The organism is Shimia litoralis (genome assembly GCF_005518135.1).
Classification (GTDB): Bacteria; Pseudomonadota; Alphaproteobacteria; order Rhodobacterales; family Rhodobacteraceae; genus Shimia_E; species Shimia_E litoralis.
The window spans coordinates 114591-130597 of the sequence record NZ_SULI01000003.1 but is presented as its reverse complement, the minus strand read 5'-3'; the positions used below and the strand labels follow the sequence as shown (position 1 = coordinate 130597).

At 56.1% G+C, this 16007-nt stretch carries 14 protein-coding genes; 12 read left to right on the top strand and 2 right to left on the bottom strand.

The window, feature by feature from the left end:
• The 12 genes from murC (at nt 1) to FAP39_RS04035 (ending at nt 13700) form a co-directional block, all read left to right on the top strand.
• Nucleotides 1-1395 carry a UDP-N-acetylmuramate--L-alanine ligase gene (gene murC, locus FAP39_RS04090; RefSeq protein WP_138015113.1) on the top strand — a complete coding sequence of 465 codons (1395 nt, stop codon included), beginning with the start codon at nt 1-3 and terminating at the stop codon, nt 1393-1395.
• A 78-nt stretch (nt 1396-1473) separates the two neighbouring features.
• A complete protein-coding gene (locus tag FAP39_RS04085) occupies nt 1474-1728 on the top strand; it encodes a DUF2484 family protein (protein ID WP_138015112.1) in 255 nt (84 codons plus the stop codon).
• Nucleotides 1725-1982, top strand: a complete 258-nt coding sequence (locus tag FAP39_RS04080; protein ID WP_138015111.1) for a DUF2484 family protein — start codon at nt 1725-1727, stop codon at nt 1980-1982. Before FAP39_RS04085 ends, FAP39_RS04080 begins: the two co-directional genes overlap by 4 nt.
• Nucleotides 1983-2052: 70 nt before the next feature.
• On the top strand, nt 2053-2979 hold the full coding sequence (gene murB / locus FAP39_RS04075; RefSeq protein WP_138015110.1) for a UDP-N-acetylmuramate dehydrogenase: 927 nt from the start codon (nt 2053-2055) through the stop codon (nt 2977-2979).
• 84 nt (nt 2980-3063) lie between these two features.
• Entirely contained in the window at nt 3064-3978 is a 915-nt protein-coding gene (locus FAP39_RS04070) for a D-alanine--D-alanine ligase (RefSeq protein ID WP_138015109.1), read from the top strand.
• Complete coding sequence (locus FAP39_RS04065; RefSeq protein WP_138015108.1) at nt 3966-4841, top strand: cell division protein FtsQ/DivIB; 876 nt, start codon at nt 3966-3968, stop codon at nt 4839-4841. Before FAP39_RS04070 ends, FAP39_RS04065 begins: the two co-directional genes overlap by 13 nt.
• The gene (gene ftsA, locus FAP39_RS04060; RefSeq protein WP_138015107.1) at nt 4838-6172 is read left to right on the top strand and encodes a cell division protein FtsA; all 1335 of its coding nucleotides are present in this window, start codon (nt 4838-4840) and stop codon (nt 6170-6172) included. Before FAP39_RS04065 ends, ftsA begins: the two co-directional genes overlap by 4 nt.
• 345 nt (nt 6173-6517) lie before the next feature.
• Nucleotides 6518-8140, top strand: coding sequence for a cell division protein FtsZ (gene ftsZ, locus FAP39_RS04055; RefSeq protein ID WP_138015106.1), 1623 nt, complete (start codon nt 6518-6520; stop codon nt 8138-8140).
• Nucleotides 8141-8348: 208 nt separating this feature from the next.
• Entirely contained in the window at nt 8349-9269 is a 921-nt protein-coding gene (gene lpxC, locus FAP39_RS04050) for a UDP-3-O-acyl-N-acetylglucosamine deacetylase (protein WP_138015105.1), read from the top strand.
• A gap of 110 nt (nt 9270-9379) precedes the next feature.
• The gene (locus FAP39_RS04045; protein WP_138015104.1) at nt 9380-10234 is read left to right on the top strand and encodes an outer membrane protein assembly factor BamD; all 855 of its coding nucleotides are present in this window, start codon (nt 9380-9382) and stop codon (nt 10232-10234) included.
• Nucleotides 10235-10268: 34 nt separating this feature from the next.
• A complete protein-coding gene (recN, locus tag FAP39_RS04040; protein WP_138015103.1) occupies nt 10269-11915 on the top strand; it encodes a DNA repair protein RecN in 1647 nt (548 codons plus the stop codon).
• A gap of 96 nt (nt 11916-12011) precedes the next feature.
• A complete protein-coding gene (locus tag FAP39_RS04035) occupies nt 12012-13700 on the top strand; it encodes a chloride channel protein (RefSeq protein ID WP_138015102.1) in 1689 nt (562 codons plus the stop codon).
• A 57-nt stretch (nt 13701-13757) separates the two neighbouring features.
• On the opposite strand, the gene FAP39_RS04030 is transcribed toward FAP39_RS04035, so the two are convergent.
• Together FAP39_RS04030 and FAP39_RS04025 are read right to left on the bottom strand one after the other, a co-directional pair.
• Entirely contained in the window at nt 13758-14102 is a 345-nt protein-coding gene (locus FAP39_RS04030) for a DUF427 domain-containing protein (RefSeq protein WP_138015101.1), read from the bottom strand.
• A 78-nt stretch (nt 14103-14180) separates the two neighbouring features.
• Nucleotides 14181-15980: an aminopeptidase P family protein gene (locus FAP39_RS04025; RefSeq protein ID WP_138015100.1), complete on the bottom strand. Its 1800-nt coding sequence runs from the start codon at nt 15978-15980 to the stop codon at nt 14181-14183.
• Nucleotides 15981-16007 lie beyond the last annotated feature (27 nt).

Genomic DNA, 16007 nt, shown 5'->3' with positions numbered 1-16007 from the left:
ATGAACGCAGCAACCAAGCTTCCCGGTGATGTCGGGGCAATTCACTTTGTCGGTATTGGCGGTATTGGCATGTCTGGCATTGCCGAAGTGTTGCTGAACCACGGCTATACTGTTCAGGGGTCTGATCTGAAATCGAGCAAAATCACAGATCGCTTGGTTGAAAACGGCGCAACGCTCTTTGTGGGGCAGCACGCGGATAACCTTGAAAATGCCGAGGTTGTTGTGATCTCGAGCGCGATCAAACCGGGTAATCCAGAACTTGACGAGGCCAGACGGCGGGGTTTGCCCGTGGTGCGACGTGCCGAGATGCTGGCCGAACTGATGCGGTTGAAATCCAATGTTGCGGTTGCGGGGACACATGGCAAGACGACCACCACCACGATGGTGGCCGCGCTCTTGGATCATGGTCAGTTTGATCCAACCGTGATCAATGGTGGTATCATTCATGCCTATGGGTCCAATGCCCGCGTGGGCGATGGCGAGTGGATGGTGGTCGAGGCAGATGAATCCGATGGCACATTCAATCGCTTGCCAGCGACCATTGCGATCGTGACCAATATTGACCCAGAACACATGGAACATTGGGGGACCGAAGAGGCCCTGCATCAGGGATTTTTGGATTTTGTGTCTAACATTCCGTTCTATGGTTTGGCTGTGTGCTGTACCGATGACCCGGATGTGCAAACGTTGGTTGGGAAAATCACGGATCGGCGTGTCGTGACGTTTGGCTTTAATACACAAGCAGACGTGCGTGCTGTGAACCTGACCTATAAGGCTGGCGTCGCGCATTTTGATATTCGCCTGCAGTCCGAAGACAAAGTGATCGAAGGATGTTCGCTTCCAATGCCTGGCGACCACAATGTGTCTAACGCGTTGTCGGCCGTGGCCGTGGCGCGGCATCTGGGCATGAAGCGTGACGAAATCCGCGAGGCGCTTGCCAAATTTGGGGGTGTAAACCGGCGCTTTACGCGTGTGGGCGAAGTCGATGGCGTGACGATTATTGACGACTATGGGCATCATCCGGTGGAAATTGCGGCTGTGCTCAAGGCCGCACGCCAAGCTTGCGACGGGCGCGTCATCGCGGTGCATCAACCTCATAGATTTACGCGCCTGCACAGCTTGTTCGAAGATTTTTGTGCTTGCTTTAACGAAGCCGACGTCGTGGGGATTGCTCAGGTGTTTGCCGCGGGCGAAGATCCCATCCCAGGGGCCAGCCGCGATGATCTGGTAGCAGGACTTGTGGCGCACGGTCATCGCCATGCTGTCGCTGTGGATACCGAAGAAGACCTTGAGGCGCTTGTCAGGGCTGAAACCAAACCCGGAGACATGGTCGTCTGTCTTGGGGCTGGTACAATCAGCGCTTGGGCGAACGGACTACCTAAACGTTTGGCATAGGTCGGTGATGCGTTTGCAAACTGTCTTGTCTTGGCCTGATCATCGGGCGGTTTTTGCCGGGCAACAGGGTTGGCGGCTATGACGGCATCGTTGATTGCGGCCTGTGTGTGGGTGTTGCTTGCAAGTGTGGTTGCCATGTTTCCGATGCAGCGACAATATCTGCCCGGTGTGGTGCTATTGCTCGCGGCCCCGGTTCTGATCGGGTGGCTGGCGTGGGACCATGGTGTGCTCGTAGGCTGTGCCGCCTTGTTTGGATTTGTGTCGATGTTTCGACATCCGCTGCGGTATTTGTACCGTCGGTTTCAGGGGCAAAGCGTGGAGAGACCAAAATGAACACATCGCTTGTCTTGGCATTGATCTGGATGGTGTTGGCAAATCTGCGTGCCATGTTTCCCAGCAAAGATAACCTGTGGCGCTTTGCCTATGGGATGATCGCCGTTGGCCTGCCCATTTTGGCCTATGTGTGGTGGGAAAATGGGGTCTGGATTGCCTTGGTGTTCTTGCTGGCTGCTATGTGGGTGATGCGCTGGCCCGTGATCTATTTGGGGCGTTGGGTGCGCAAACATCTGGCGAAACCCAAAGGGTAATGGTGTAACGCTTGTGTCTTTCACAAGGTAAGGGCAATAAGGTCAAAATCGCAGACAAAGGGGCGATCCCATGAGTGACATGCCAACTGTGCGCGGAAAATTGACCGCGGGTCGCAATCTTTCTGATTTGACGTGGTTGCGTGTGGGTGGCGCTGCGGATTGGGTATTCCAACCCGCAGACATCGACGATCTGGCTGCGTTTTTGCATGCTCTGCCAGACGACATTGATGTGTTTCCAATGGGGGTCGGCAGCAACCTGATTGTACGTGATGGCGGGATGCGTGCCGTTGTGATCCGGCTAGGGCGTGGGTTTAATGGTATTCAGGTCGATGGTTCTCGGGTGATTGCCGGTGCCGCTGCGCTGGATGCGCATGTCGCACGCAAAGCAGCCGAGGCAGGGATCGATCTGACATTTTTGCGCACTATTCCCGGTGCGGTCGGCGGCGGCGTGTGTATGAATGCGGGGTGCTATGGCACGTATGTGGCAGACGTCTTTGTTTCGGCCAAGGCGGTGACCCGTCAGGGCAAGATCGTGACCTTGACCGCCGCGGACCTGAAGTTCGGTTATCGTCAATCGGAGCTTCCTGCGGGGTGGGTTTTGGTTGAGGCCACCTTTGAAGGGGCGAGTGGGCAGCCAGACGACTTGGCCGCGCGGATGGACGATCAGTTGGCCAAGCGGAATGCCAGCCAACCCACCAAAGATCGCTCCGCCGGCAGCACCTTTCGAAATCCGGCTGGATTTTCGAGCACGGGCAAGGCTGATGACGTGCATGACCTTAAGGCATGGAAGCTGATTGATGATGCAGGGATGCGGGGGGCGCGCGTAGGCGGCGCACAAATGAGCGAGATGCATTCCAATTTTTTGATAAATGCGGGTGGCGCGACGGCATCAGACCTCGAAAAACTCGGCGAAGAAGTCAGAAAAAGGGTTTTCCAAAACAGCGGAATAGAGCTAGTATGGGAAATCAAGCGCGTCGGCGAACCGGCGCCTGAATAATTTCTGACCTACAGGCATAATTTCGGGTCGGACATCGAATAATAACAAGACCAAAATGGTCTGGGACATTGAGGCACTAAGGGTATGTCGAGCAGGGCAAACCCCAAAGTTGCGGTATTGATGGGCGGCCCCTCAGCTGAGCGCGAGGTGTCGTTGGCGTCTGGACGCGAATGCGTGGCTGCACTGAGGGATGGCGGGTATGAAGTGGTCGAGGTCGATGCAGGCCCCGATCTGGCTTTGCGCCTCGCAGAGATTCAACCGGATGTTGTGTTTAACGCCTTGCATGGGCGTTGGGGCGAAGATGGCTGTGTGCAGGGTATTCTTGAATGGATGGGCTTGCCCTATACGCATTCCGGCGTGTTGGCATCTGCTTTGGCGATGGACAAGCAGCGCTCCAAAGATGTGTTTCGCGCGGCTGGCTTGCCCGTAATGGAAAGTGTGATCGCGCCGCGTGACGATGTGAAGGCGCGCCACGTGTTAAACCCGCCCTATGTGGTGAAGCCGAATAACGAAGGCTCTTCCGTTGGGGTGTACCTTGTCAACGAGGCCGCGAATTCTCCCCCGCAATTGTCGGATGACATGCCAGACATGGTGATGGTGGAAACCTATGCGCCCGGCCGCGAGCTTACGACCACGGTCATGGGTGATCGGGCGCTGGCTGTGACAGATATCCTCACAGATGGCTGGTATGATTATGATGCGAAATACAAAATGGGTGGATCGCGTCACGTTGTGCCTGCTGATATCCCCGCTGAGATTTACCAAGCCTGTCTAAAGTTCGCCGTTGTGGCGCATAACGCTTTGGGCTGTCGTGGGGTAAGTCGCACGGACTTTCGTTGGGACGAAGCGCGCGGGCTCGATGGCCTTGTGCTGCTAGAGACAAATACCCAACCCGGCATGACGCCGACGTCATTGTCGCCCGAGCAAGCTCAAGAGATCGGTATGACGTTTGCCGAATTTTGTGCATGGATGGTCGAGGATGCGTCATGCAACAGGTAGGCTCGAAATGCGATCCGGCCCCGTCGCGTTGGTCCTATCGGTATCAGCGCTTGATGTTGACGCCGTTTTTCCGACTAAGTTTGCGCGTGCTTCTTCCGTTTTTCCTTGTGTTTGGCGCGGCGGGGCTTTGGCTTGCCGATGAAGAGCGCCGCGAGCAATTGACGATCAAGGTCAACGAGGTGCGCACCAGCATCGAAACGCGACCGGAATTTATGGTCAATGTGATGGCCATTGACGGCGCAAGCACGGGCATATCAGAAGATATTCGTGAAATTGTCCCGATTGATTTCCCGCTCAGTTCTTTTGATCTTGATTTGGCTCAGGTGCAGCAACGCATCATGGAGCTGCCCGCCGTGGCCAGCGCAACCGTGCGCATTCGGCCCGGTGGTATTATGCAGGTGACCGTCAGTGAACGCGATCCGGTTATTCTGTGGCGGACACGCTATGGTTTGGAATTGGTCGATGAAGAAGGTTTTGTGGTGGCGCGTGCACGGGCACGTGCACTGCATCCTGATCTGCCGTTGATGGCCGGCGAAGGTGCCGAGCTTCGGGTTCAGGAGGCCTTGGCTCTGGTGGCTGCAGCAGGGCCGTTGACATCGCGCGTGCGCGGCTTTGTCCGCGTCGGCGAGCGCCGGTGGGATGTGGTTTTGGATCGCGGCCAGCGCATTCGTTTGCCCGAAGATGGCGCTGTTCAGGCTTTTGAACGGGTGATCGCCCTAAATCAGGCACAAGACATCCTGTCACGGGATTTGGAAATAGTGGACATGCGGCTTGCTGCACGTCCAACGATCCGTATCGCAGAGCGATCGGTTCAAGAATGGTGGCGTATCCGGCAGATACAAGTTGGAAAGACAGAGCAATGATCGAGCTATATGAAACACAGCGCGCCATGCGGAATATGCGCAAAGTCGCCATGCAGCGTGGCGTGGTGGCCATTTTGGATGTCGGTAGTTCCAAAATCGCCTGTTTGGTGCTGCGCTTTGATGGCAGTGACAAGATGCTAGAGGTCGAAGGGATTGGTCGTATGGCCGGTCAATCCGGCTTTCGGGTGATTGGCGTTGCGACAACGCGCTCGCGCGGTGTGCGTTTTGGTGAAATCAACGCCATGCAAGAAACTGAAAGCGCCATCCGGACCGCCGTGCAAGCTGCACAAAAAATGGCCAAGGTCCGTGTGGATCACGTGATTGCATGTTTTTCTGGTGCAGACCCCAGATCCTATGGGCTGGCTGGCGCCATCGACCTTGAAGGTCATGTGGTTACCGAACAGGATGTGGCGCGGGTTCTGGCGGCCTGTGATGTGCCGGAATACGGTGAAAACCGCGAAGTGTTGCATGCGCAACCGGTGAATTTTGCCTTGGATCATCGGTCGGGTCTGGGGGATCCGCGTGGTCAGATGGGGCAGCAACTCACAACTGATATGCATATGTTGACGGTTGATGCTGCCGCAGTCCAAAATCTTGCACATTGCGTCAAGCGGTGTGATCTGGAACTCGCAGGGATCGCGTCATCGTCGTATGTGTCAGGGATGTCAGCGCTTGTGGAAGATGAACAAGAGCTGGGGGCAGCGTGTATTGATCTGGGTGGCGGATCCACGGGCATTTCGATCTTTATGAAAAAGCACATGATCTATGCGGATACGGTCCGTATGGGGGGTGATCACGTGACCGGTGACATCTCAATGGGGTTGCAAGTGCCTGCTGCGACAGCAGAGCGGATCAAGACGTTTTATGGTGGGGTGCATGCCACGGGGATGGACGATCGTGACATGATCGAACTTGATGGCGATACCGGAGATTGGGAACACGATCGCCGTGCGGTCAGTCGTGCCGAGCTGATCGGCATCATGCGTCCACGTGTCGAAGAAATTCTGGAAGAAGTGCGCGCCCGTTTGGATGCCGCTGGGTTTGAACACCTTCCGAGTCAGCAAATCGTTCTGACCGGCGGCGGCAGCATGATCCCAGGGCTTGATGGCTTGGCCAGCAAAATTCTGGGCCAGCAGGTGCGCCTAGGGCGGCCTATGCGGGTTCACGGCTTGCCACAGGCGGCCACAGGACCTGGATTTGCCAGCGCTGTTGGCATGTGTTTGTTTGCGACACACCCGCAAGACGAATGGTGGGACTTTGATCTACCGGTTGAACGCTATCCCGTCCGGTCGTTGCGACGTGCGGTCAAGTGGTTTCGGGACAACTGGTGACCCTGAAAAAGGGGATGACGCCTGTGGAAAACTTCTTTAGGATTGTTTCCAATCGCCGGGAAAAGGCGAAGCATATGGCCGGGCAGAGGCCTTTGAACATGATATTTCTCTAAGCGCGACCACATGGCTTGTGGCCGTGCCTTTGGCTGTGTATGTGTCGCGCCGTCAAAATCCGCAATATCTGTCTTTTTGGGCGAAATCTCGCGGAATACGGCAAAAATGTGTCTATATTTCGGGGTGGAATGCGCTTTTTTTGGTGACGATTCCTGTGGCTTTGGCTAATAATGGACGCGAGTAGGCAAAAAAACACCCGTGAATACGGGCATAATGACAGGCGGATAGCTTATGACTCTGAATCTGATGATGCCCGAACAGGCTGATCTGAAACCCCGTATCGCAGTGTTCGGCGTTGGCGGCGCTGGTGGCAATGCGGTCAACAATATGATCGAAAAAGAGCTCGACGGTGTGGACTTTGTTGTCGCAAACACTGACGCTCAGGCATTGCAGCAAAGCATGTCCAAAAGCCGTATCCAGCTTGGTGTCAAAGTCACCGAAGGTTTGGGTGCAGGCGCGCGTGCGACCGTTGGGGCGGCCGCTGCAGAAGAAAGCATTGAACAAATCGTTGACCATCTGGCCGGATCGCACATGTGCTTTATCACGGCAGGAATGGGCGGCGGCACCGGAACGGGCGCTGCACCAATCATTGCACAAGCCGCACGTGAACTTGGTGTTCTGACGGTTGGTGTTGTGACAAAGCCGTTCCAGTTCGAAGGCAACAAACGTATGCGTCAGGCCGAAGACGGGGTGGAAGCCCTGCAAAAGGTCGTCGATACGCTCATCATTATTCCGAACCAGAACCTGTTTCGTCTGGCGACTGAAAAGACTACCTTTACCGAAGCGTTTTCGATGGCAGACGATGTTCTGTATCAAGGCGTAAAGGGTGTCACCGACCTGATGGTGCGTCCCGGCCTGATCAACCTCGACTTTGCTGACGTGCGTGCCGTGATGGACGAAATGGGCAAGGCGATGATGGGAACCGGTGAATCCGAAGGCGAAGATCGTGCGATCCAAGCAGCGGAAAAAGCCATTGCCAACCCACTGCTGGACGAAATCAGCCTGCGCGGTGCACGTGGTGTTCTTATCAACATCACTGGCGGCCACGATTTGACGCTGTTCGAACTCGACGAAGCGGCGAACCGTATCCGCGAAGAAGTCGATCCAGATGCAAACATCATTGTGGGATCGACCCTCGACGAAAGCCTTGGTGGTGCCATGCGCGTGTCAGTTGTTGCGACAGGTATCGACGCCGTTGACGTCAACAGTGACCTTCCACGTCCACACCGGTCTTTGGCCAAGCCGCTGACCGCGCCGGTTGCAGAAACCATTGAAGAGCCGGTTTACGAAGAAGCAGATGTTGCAGCGCAGGTTGTGGCAGAGGCTCCGCAAGAGCCGTCGTTGTTTGGCGATTTCGACGCGACACGCGAGGCAGCATCCGAGCAGATGGAAGACATCTTCGAAGATGAGGCTCCTGCCTATCAGCCCGCAACACAAATGGACGATGACTTGCCACCTCCGGCATATCAGCCACAGGTTGCTGCATTTGAACCGCATACTGATCAATACGAGGACGAAACCGAGGCGTTTGTTGCGCCAAAAGCACCGGCCCCCGGCACGCCTTCTCCAGAGGCAATGTTGCGCCTGCGCGCTGCCGCGGCCAAAGCTCCCGGCGCTGCAAGACAGCAACCTCAAGTCCAAGAGCCGCGCGCTCAAGAAGAAGAGCGCCCACGGTTCGGTATCAACTCGCTGATCAACCGTATGACCGGTAGCGCATCTGAGCCAGCAGAACGCTCTGCTGCGCCTGCAATGCGTCAACAACCCAGCATGCATGCTGTTCAGCCAGAACCGGAAATGGACGAAGACCAAGAGCGTATTGAAATTCCTGCGTTCTTGCGTCGCCAAGCGAATTAATTTTCGATACAGTATGTCAACGAAGAGACCGCCTGATGGGCGGTCTTTTTGTTTTTTATCAATGACTTACGAAGGGCTAAGCGGGTTTTTGCCATTCTGTTACAAAGATGTTTCAGACCGTTACAATCTTTGAATTGTGTTGTGAGAGGGGGTCCACTACCTCAGAGTTGCGGCACCATGGGGGGTGTCGAGCCATTCGGGGTCACTCGTGCAAAATACCGTTAGATCATCCATCCGTTTTTCCGGCACCGGTCTTCACTCTGGTAAGACGGTGCATATGACAATTCATCCCGCTTCGGCAGACTATGGGGTCTGGTTCCGGCGCACGGATATTTTGTTGGGTGATGCGATGCTTCCGGCGCGCTGGGATGTGGTCGAGCAAACTGCATTGTGCACACGTATCAAAAACACAGCAGGCGTCACAGTCTCGACAATCGAGCATGTGATGGCGGCGCTGGCTGGGACGGGTGTTCATAATGCCTTGATCGAGCTGGATGGCCCCGAAGTTCCAATTCTTGACGGAAGCGCGGCCGAGTTCGTGCGCGTGATCCTCAAAGCGGGTGTCGTGCAGCAGAATGAAACCGTTCGTGCCATCGAGATTTTGCGCCCGGTTTCAGTAACGCGCGGTGATGCAACCGCGACATTGTCCCCCGCAGACGAGTTGAACATAGAATTCCACATCGATTTTGAAGACGCTGCAATCGGTGTTCAGGATAAGTCCTTGGGGATGGCTAATGGCAGCTTTGTGCGTGAGCTTTGCGATAGCCGCACGTTCTGCCGTAAAATTGATGTCGATCAGATGCATGCCAACGGCCTTGCGCTGGGGGGCACATTGGAAAATGCGGTGGTTGTGGATGGTGCTGATATTCTCAGCCCCGGAGGTTTGCGCCATCAAGACGAAGCTGTGCGACACAAGATGCTGGATGCTTTGGGTGATTTGTATTTGGCTGGCGCACCGATTTTGGGGAAATATACGGGAATCCGCGCGGGTCATTCGTTGACCAATGCGTTGTTGCGTGAACTTTTCGCCAATCCTGATGCCTATCGTTTCGTCGACTGTGATCGTACGATTGCGGCACGCTTGCCTGGCGCGGGCGTACATTTTGGCGAAATTCCCGCTGTTGCTTGATCCCAAACCGTTAAAATCTTCCAAAGGCGTTTTGCCTCGGAATTTTCTGTGCTAACAGCATTGGAAAGGGTAGATAAAGTCTACCAAATTCGAATAAGAGGTTGCGCAGCATGACAGGCGGCAGATCGCGGTTTCAGGTGGTCGGAACGATCTTAGTGGTCGCCGTTCTCGCCGGGTGCAGTAGCAGCACAGCTGATCGGGCACGCCGTGGCGATATCGCCATGGAGTCCTTTACAGCCGAACAGCTTTATGGCCGCGCAGAATACGATCTGAGCCGCAACAAGGCCGAAGATGCAGCCTTTTATTTCTCGGAAGTCGAGCGGCTGTACCCCTATTCGGATTGGGCCAAGCGCGCCTTGATCATGCAAGCGTTTTCCTATCACAAAGCAGAGTTGTATCCAGAAAGCCGTGCTGCCGCACAGCGCTTTATTGATTTTTACCCTGCAGATGATGATGCTGCCTACGCCCAGTTCCTGTTGGCACTCAGCTATTATGACCAAATCGACGAAGTCGGCCGGGATCAGGGACTGACCTTTCAGGCCCTGCAAGAACTGCGCAAGGTTATTGAAACCTATCCAGACAGCGAATACGCCAACTCGGCGAGACTCAAGTTCGATCTCGCTTTTGACCACCTCGCGGGCAAAGAAATGGAAATCGGGCGATACTATTTGCGGCGCGAACATTACTCATCCGCCATTAGCCGGTTCCGCGTCGTTGTCGAAGACTTCCAGACAACCACGCATACGCCCGAGGCCCTGCATCGCTTGGTCGAAGCATATTTGTCACTCGGATTGACGGATGAGGCCCAGACGGCGGGCGCGATTCTTGGCTATAACTATCGATCCACGGATTGGTACGAAGATAGTTACAAGTTGCTCAAGGGCCGAGGTCTCGAACTCGAGGCCGCCGGCGATGGTTGGTTGCGCCAAATTTATCGTCAGACCGTGCAAGGCAAGTGGCTTTAACTGTCTTGGGACAATTGCCTGAAGAGGCTCGGTGATGCTGCGTACGCTTGATATTCGCGACATGTTGATTATTGACCGGCTGGAGCTTGCGTTCCAGCCCGGCCTGAATGTGCTCACTGGCGAAACTGGGGCTGGTAAATCGATTTTGCTGGATTCTCTGGGGTTTGTTTTGGGGTGGCGCGGGCGTGCCGAACTGGTGCGAAGCGGTGCGGAGCAAGGCGAAGTCATCGCTGTTTTTGACCTGTCCGAAACACATCCGGCCCAAGCCGTATTGGACGACGCCGGATTCGAGCGCTGTGATGAATTGATACTGCGGCGGATCAACACCAAAGACGGACGCAAGACTGCGTGGGTGAATGACCGGCGCTGTTCCGGCGAGGTGCTGCGCAGGCTCTCGGAAACCTTGATCGAGCTGCATGGGCAGCACGATGATCGTGGGCTGCTGGATGCCAAGGGGCATCGGGATTTGCTGGATACCTTTGGTGGTTTCGACGCCCTGCGGCAGAAAACCCGCAAGGCGTGGCAGACGTTGGGCAAAGCGCGCAAGATCCTCAAGGCGGCGGTTCTGGCAGTCGAGGCCATACGGGCCGAAGAAGAGTTCCTGCGCCATGCTGTGAGCGAACTTGACGAGCTGAACCCCCTTGCGGGAGAGGAAGCCGAGCTTGATGTGCGGCGTCGTCAGATGCAGGGGGCCGAACGTGTGCGCGAAAGCGTGATCCGTGCGCATGGCATGTTGGGCGGCGACGGGGCCGAAGGGGCCATGGGGGACGCATTGCGTTGGCTTGACAGTGCGCTCGAGGGGGCAGGCGATATGCTCGAGGCTCCGATGGCGGCGCTCGAGAGGGCATTGGTCGAACTGTCTGATGCCTCGGACGGTATCGAACGAAGCCTTGAAGCATTGGATTTTGACCCGCACGAGCTGGAACGCACCGAAGAGCGGCTTTTCGCCATTCGGGGAATGGCGCGCAAACATGATGTGATGCCGGATGAGCTGAATGCGTTTGCAGAGACCCTGCGGGCCAAGCTTGGGGCGTTGGATGCGGGTACGGCAGACATTGCTGATCTTGAAGCGGCCGTTCAGGAGGCGGAAACCGCCTATGGTGCAGCAGCCGAAAGTTTGAGTGCTGCGCGCCATAAATCGGCTGGAAAACTGGACAAGGCGGTGACAGCTGAACTCGCCCCTCTCAAGATGGAGCGCGCAGTTTTTCAAACTTGTATCACACCAGAAGACGCAGGGCCGGACGGGTACGACACGGTGGCCTTTACGGTTGCGACAAACCCAGGTGCGCCAGCAGGGCCCCTAGGGAAAATCGCCTCGGGCGGTGAACTGAGCCGGTTTTTGCTCGCACTCAAGGTCTGTCTGACGGCGGATGCGAGTGGGCTTACCATGATCTTTGATGAAATCGACCGTGGGGTAGGCGGGGCGACTGCGGACGCTGTGGGGCGGCGGCTTGCTGCGCTGGCAGATGGGGGGCAGGTGCTTGTGGTCACCCATTCGCCTCAAGTCGCAGCGCTGGGAACGCATCACTGGCGGGTCGAGAAACAGGTCAAGAAGGGGCAAACGTTTTCGCGTGTCGTGGCGCTGGATGTGGCCGACCGGATTGACGAAATTGCACGTATGCTGGCAGGCGATACCATTACCGATGAAGCGCGCGCCGCTGCACAGGCCTTGCTTGCGTGACAAATGGTGCCGCAAGGTGGAGCGCCGTCAGTAAGCCTTTGCGTTTGGCCTAAATACCTCTAAAGCTAACGATATTACTGAGAAGCCGGAGCCATTATGGCGACCTCTATTCGAACCTTTTTGGCGGAAAGCGCACGCCAGGCCGTGAACACGTTTCGGGGCGGATGGAAGGTGCTTGTCGATAAAGGGCCAAGCCAATTTCAATTCTGGCTGATTGCACTGGTGATTGGCGTTGCTGCTGGTTTTGCCGCGCTGATTTTTCGTAAGAGCATTCAGTGGCTCCAGTCTACCTTGTATGGCACCAGCGATCTGGCGCACCTGCATAGCTATGCGCACACACTGCCGTGGTATTGGTTGTTGGTTATTCCGATCGTCGGCGGGTTGATTGTAGGGCTGATCCTGCATCGATTTACCGATGATGCACGGGTGCGCTCGGTTGCGGATGTGATCGAAGGCGCCGCCATGCGCGAGGGGCGAGTCGAATTGCGCGAGGGCTTTGCCTCGGCGGCAGCGTCGCTTATTACGCTCAGTTCTGGCGGCTCGACGGGCCGAGAAGGCCCCGTGGTGCATATTGCGGGCACAATCTCCAGTTGGATCAGCGACCGGATCAAGGCCGACGGGATCACCGGGCGCGACCTTTTGGGCTGTGCTGTGGCGGCGGCGGTCTCTGCGTCATTTAACGCGCCGATCGCGGGTGCGTTGTTTGCGCTCGAGGTTGTGCTGCGCCACTTCGCGGTGCATGCCTTTGCGCCCATCGTGATTGCAAGTGTGGCGGGAACAGTCATTTCGCGTCTGGCTTTTGGCGATGTCGCGGAATTCGCACTTCCGACCTCTGGTGCGCTTCAGTTCTACCAAGAGCTTCCTGCCTTCTTAATGCTGGGGGGCGTCTGTGGGTTTATCGCTGTGGCGTTGATGTGGACTATTTTTTGGTCCGAAGACATGGCCAACCAAATTCAGAACCGGACGGGGCTTCCGCGCTGGTTGCGTCCCGCTGTGTCGGGCGCGATGCTTGGCGGTTTGGCGATCTGGTTTCCGCATATCATTGGCGTTGGATATGAAACGACATCGGCCGCGCTGACGGGGCAACTTGTGATGCACGAGGCCATTGTGTTTGCCATTCTCAAGGTGATTGCTGTGTCGATCACAATGGCGGGCCGCATGGGCGGGGGCGTGTTCTCGCCCGCGCTCATGGTGGGGGCCTTGACGGGCTTGGCCTTTGGCCAGATTGCCACAAGCGTCTTTCCAGAGGTTTCGGGTACGCTAACACTCTATGCGCTTGCAGGAATGGGGGCTGTGGCCGCCGCGGTGTTAGGCGCACCGATTTCCACAACGTTGATCGTGTTTGAATTGACCGGTGACTGGCAAACCGGATTGGCGGTGATGGTCAGTGTGTCCATTTCTACCGCCTTGGGGTCACGGCTTGTCGACCGCTCGTTTTTCCTGACACAGCTGGAAAGGCGCAACGTGCATGTGTCGGCAGGACCTCAGGCCTATTTGCTGTCGATGTTTCGGGTGGCCCGCGTGATGCGCCCGAAAGAGGATCCATTGGCCGCGCCGGATGACGTGTGCTGGGACATGATTGCAGACGGGATTTATGTCGATGGCAATGCCACGCTAGAGGCCGCTATGCCAATTTTTGAGAAGTCTTCAGTTACGTTTATCCCTGTGATCACGCTGGTTGGTGAAAATGAACCGCCTGAACTGTGGGGGGCATTGTTTCATGTTGATGCGCTTAAGGTCTACAACCGCGCACTGGCAGCAACAGCAGCCGAAGAACATAGTTAATCAAAAAAGGACCCCAAATTGGGATCCTCAGTCACATCACTATGTTGGTTTGCGGTCTTAGACGCGCTCGACGGCAACTTTGTCGTTGGTGTAAAACGCCAAATACCCTTTGATCCGTGACACGGCCTCGATCGGGTCCTCATAGGACCAAGCGGCGTTTTCCAACGTATGGCTCTTGGTGACGATCGAAAAATACGTCGCATCACCTTTGGCCGGGCAATGGCTCTTGTGATCAGAGTCATCCAAAAATGCCATCGCGATGTCGTCTTTTGGGAAATAGATGACCGGCTCTAGCGTGCCTTCGCTCAACTCAAGCGCGTTATGGCTTTCGCCCAGAACAGCCCCACCAGCGCGCACAGTCCAGTTTCCCTCAGCCTTTCGGATGGTGATCTTCGCAGTCATGTCTCATTCCCCAGTATTGTGCGCAACAGTCGCTCATTAATGTAACCACAGTGTGTCAGCTAGCGACCTCCTGCTTTGTCAAAGCGGCGCAGTCGCGTGATCTAGCCAAGTGTACGTGTCCTCGGACACATGGGGTCCTAATACAGTTCGACAGGTTTGATGGTAGTGGTTCAGCCAGTGGATTTCTTGACCTGAAAGCAAAGTAAAGTCAATGAGGCGTCGATCAATCGGACATAAGGTGAGCGTCAGAAAGCTTAACATGTGTCGATGATCATCTTGGGTTGAGATAGACGCAGCCTCTTGCACAACAACCAGGTTTTCGATGCGAATACCAAAGGCCCCCGCGCGGTAATATCCTGGTTCGTTGGACAAAATCATGCCCGGCTCAAGGGGCACATCGCTGAGGCGGCTGAGGCGTTGCGGGCCTTCGTGGACGCAAAGATATGAGCCAACGCCGTGACCTAATCCGTGGTCAAAATCCTGTCCGGCCTGCCACAGCGGCAAACGCCCAATGGCCTCGAGGTGCTGCCCTGCCAGCCCCTTGGGCCAGCGCAGGTTTGAGACGGCAATCATGCCCTGAAGCACCCGTGTAAAGGCGGCTTTTTCCTCGGGACCAACGGAGCCAACTGGCAGGGTGCGTGTGATATCTGTGGTGCCGTCCTGATATTGCCCGCCACTGTCGAGGACGACAAGATCGCCGTCTTGCAGCATGCGGTTGGTGTCATGGGTCACACGATAATGGATGACCGCGCCGTTTTGGCCGGTGCCCGAGATGGTTTCAAAACTGATGTCGCGCAGGGCACCTGTGTCGCGCCGACACTGTTCCAATTGGGTGACAAGATCAATTTCGCTAAGTGCAGTATGCGCATTGGCATCATACCAGCACAGAAATTCACACATTACAGCGCCATCGCGTACATGCGCGGCAATTGCCCCGTCAATCTCGGTGGTGTTTTTGCGCGCCTTGGGCAACACACAAGGATCGGTTCCCAGAACAACCTGCACGCCAGCGGTTTCTAGTGTCTGCACGACGGCCATAGGCACGCTGGATTTGTCGACGACAACAGGGCCATCCAGATTGCACAACATCGGCAGAAACCGTTCGGGGACATGCACGCGGATGTTGGCACCAAGATGGTCAGCCATATCCTCAAGCTTGACCGGATCGAGAAAGAGATCAACCTGACCATCTGCATGCAAAATCGCAAATGCGTGCACAACCGGATTTCGCGGAATATCTGTACCGCGAATATTAAGCAGCCAAGCGATGCTATCGGGCAGGGTCAAAATGGCGGCGTTGTGGCCTGCTTGGCGCATGTCGGATGCCAGACGGGCGCGTTTGCTGCCATGGCTTTCGCCTGCAAGGGCGAGCGGATGCGGGAAGGCACGCGCGCGCGGCGGGTCTGGTTGATCTTCCCAGATGGCATCAACGGGGTTGTTGACAGGGACCAAAGAGATGTCGGTCGCGTCAAGGCTATGTTGCAGGGTTTCGATGTCCTGCGGGGCATGCAGCCAAGGGTCAAACCCGATGCGTGCCGGCCCTTTGATCTGGTCTTTGAGCCATGTCCCAAGCGATGTCTCGGGCCAGTTCACGGGGGTGAACACTTCGGCCACTTGGTCTTTTACTTGCTCTCGGTAGCGTCCGTCGATGAACACGCCAGCGATATTGGGCAGCACGGCACAGAACCCTGCGGATCCGGTAAAACCCGTAAGCCATGCCAAGCGATCATCCCGAGGGGCAACATATTCCCCCTGATGGGCATCAGCGCGCGGCACGACAAAGCCATCCAGATCATGCTGGGCCAGATATTGGCGCAGTTTTGTCAAACGTGGCGGTCCTTGGTCAGGCTGGGCTGTGGCGTGAAACTGCTGGTACATTTGGTCCTTCCCAAACGTCCCAAGCGG

Coding starts and splice junctions, on each gene's coding strand:
- FAP39_RS04045 (WP_138015104.1), top strand. CDS start 9,380: ATGACAGGCGGCAGATCGCGGTTTCAGGTGGTCGGAACGATCTTAGTG.
- recN (WP_138015103.1), top strand. CDS start 10,269: ATGCTGCGTACGCTTGATATTCGCGACATGTTGATTATTGACCGGCTG.
- FAP39_RS04085 (WP_138015112.1), top strand. CDS start 1,474: ATGACGGCATCGTTGATTGCGGCCTGTGTGTGGGTGTTGCTTGCAAGT.
- FAP39_RS04080 (WP_138015111.1), top strand. CDS start 1,725: ATGAACACATCGCTTGTCTTGGCATTGATCTGGATGGTGTTGGCAAAT.
- ftsA (WP_138015107.1), top strand. CDS start 4,838: ATGATCGAGCTATATGAAACACAGCGCGCCATGCGGAATATGCGCAAA.
- FAP39_RS04070 (WP_138015109.1), top strand. CDS start 3,064: ATGTCGAGCAGGGCAAACCCCAAAGTTGCGGTATTGATGGGCGGCCCC.
- murC (WP_138015113.1), top strand. CDS start 1: ATGAACGCAGCAACCAAGCTTCCCGGTGATGTCGGGGCAATTCACTTT.
- murB (WP_138015110.1), top strand. CDS start 2,053: ATGAGTGACATGCCAACTGTGCGCGGAAAATTGACCGCGGGTCGCAAT.
- FAP39_RS04030 (WP_138015101.1), bottom strand. CDS start 14,102: ATGACTGCGAAGATCACCATCCGAAAGGCTGAGGGAAACTGGACTGTG.
- ftsZ (WP_138015106.1), top strand. CDS start 6,518: ATGACTCTGAATCTGATGATGCCCGAACAGGCTGATCTGAAACCCCGT.
- FAP39_RS04035 (WP_138015102.1), top strand. CDS start 12,012: ATGGCGACCTCTATTCGAACCTTTTTGGCGGAAAGCGCACGCCAGGCC.
- FAP39_RS04065 (WP_138015108.1), top strand. CDS start 3,966: ATGCAACAGGTAGGCTCGAAATGCGATCCGGCCCCGTCGCGTTGGTCC.
- FAP39_RS04025 (WP_138015100.1), bottom strand. CDS start 15,980: ATGTACCAGCAGTTTCACGCCACAGCCCAGCCTGACCAAGGACCGCCA.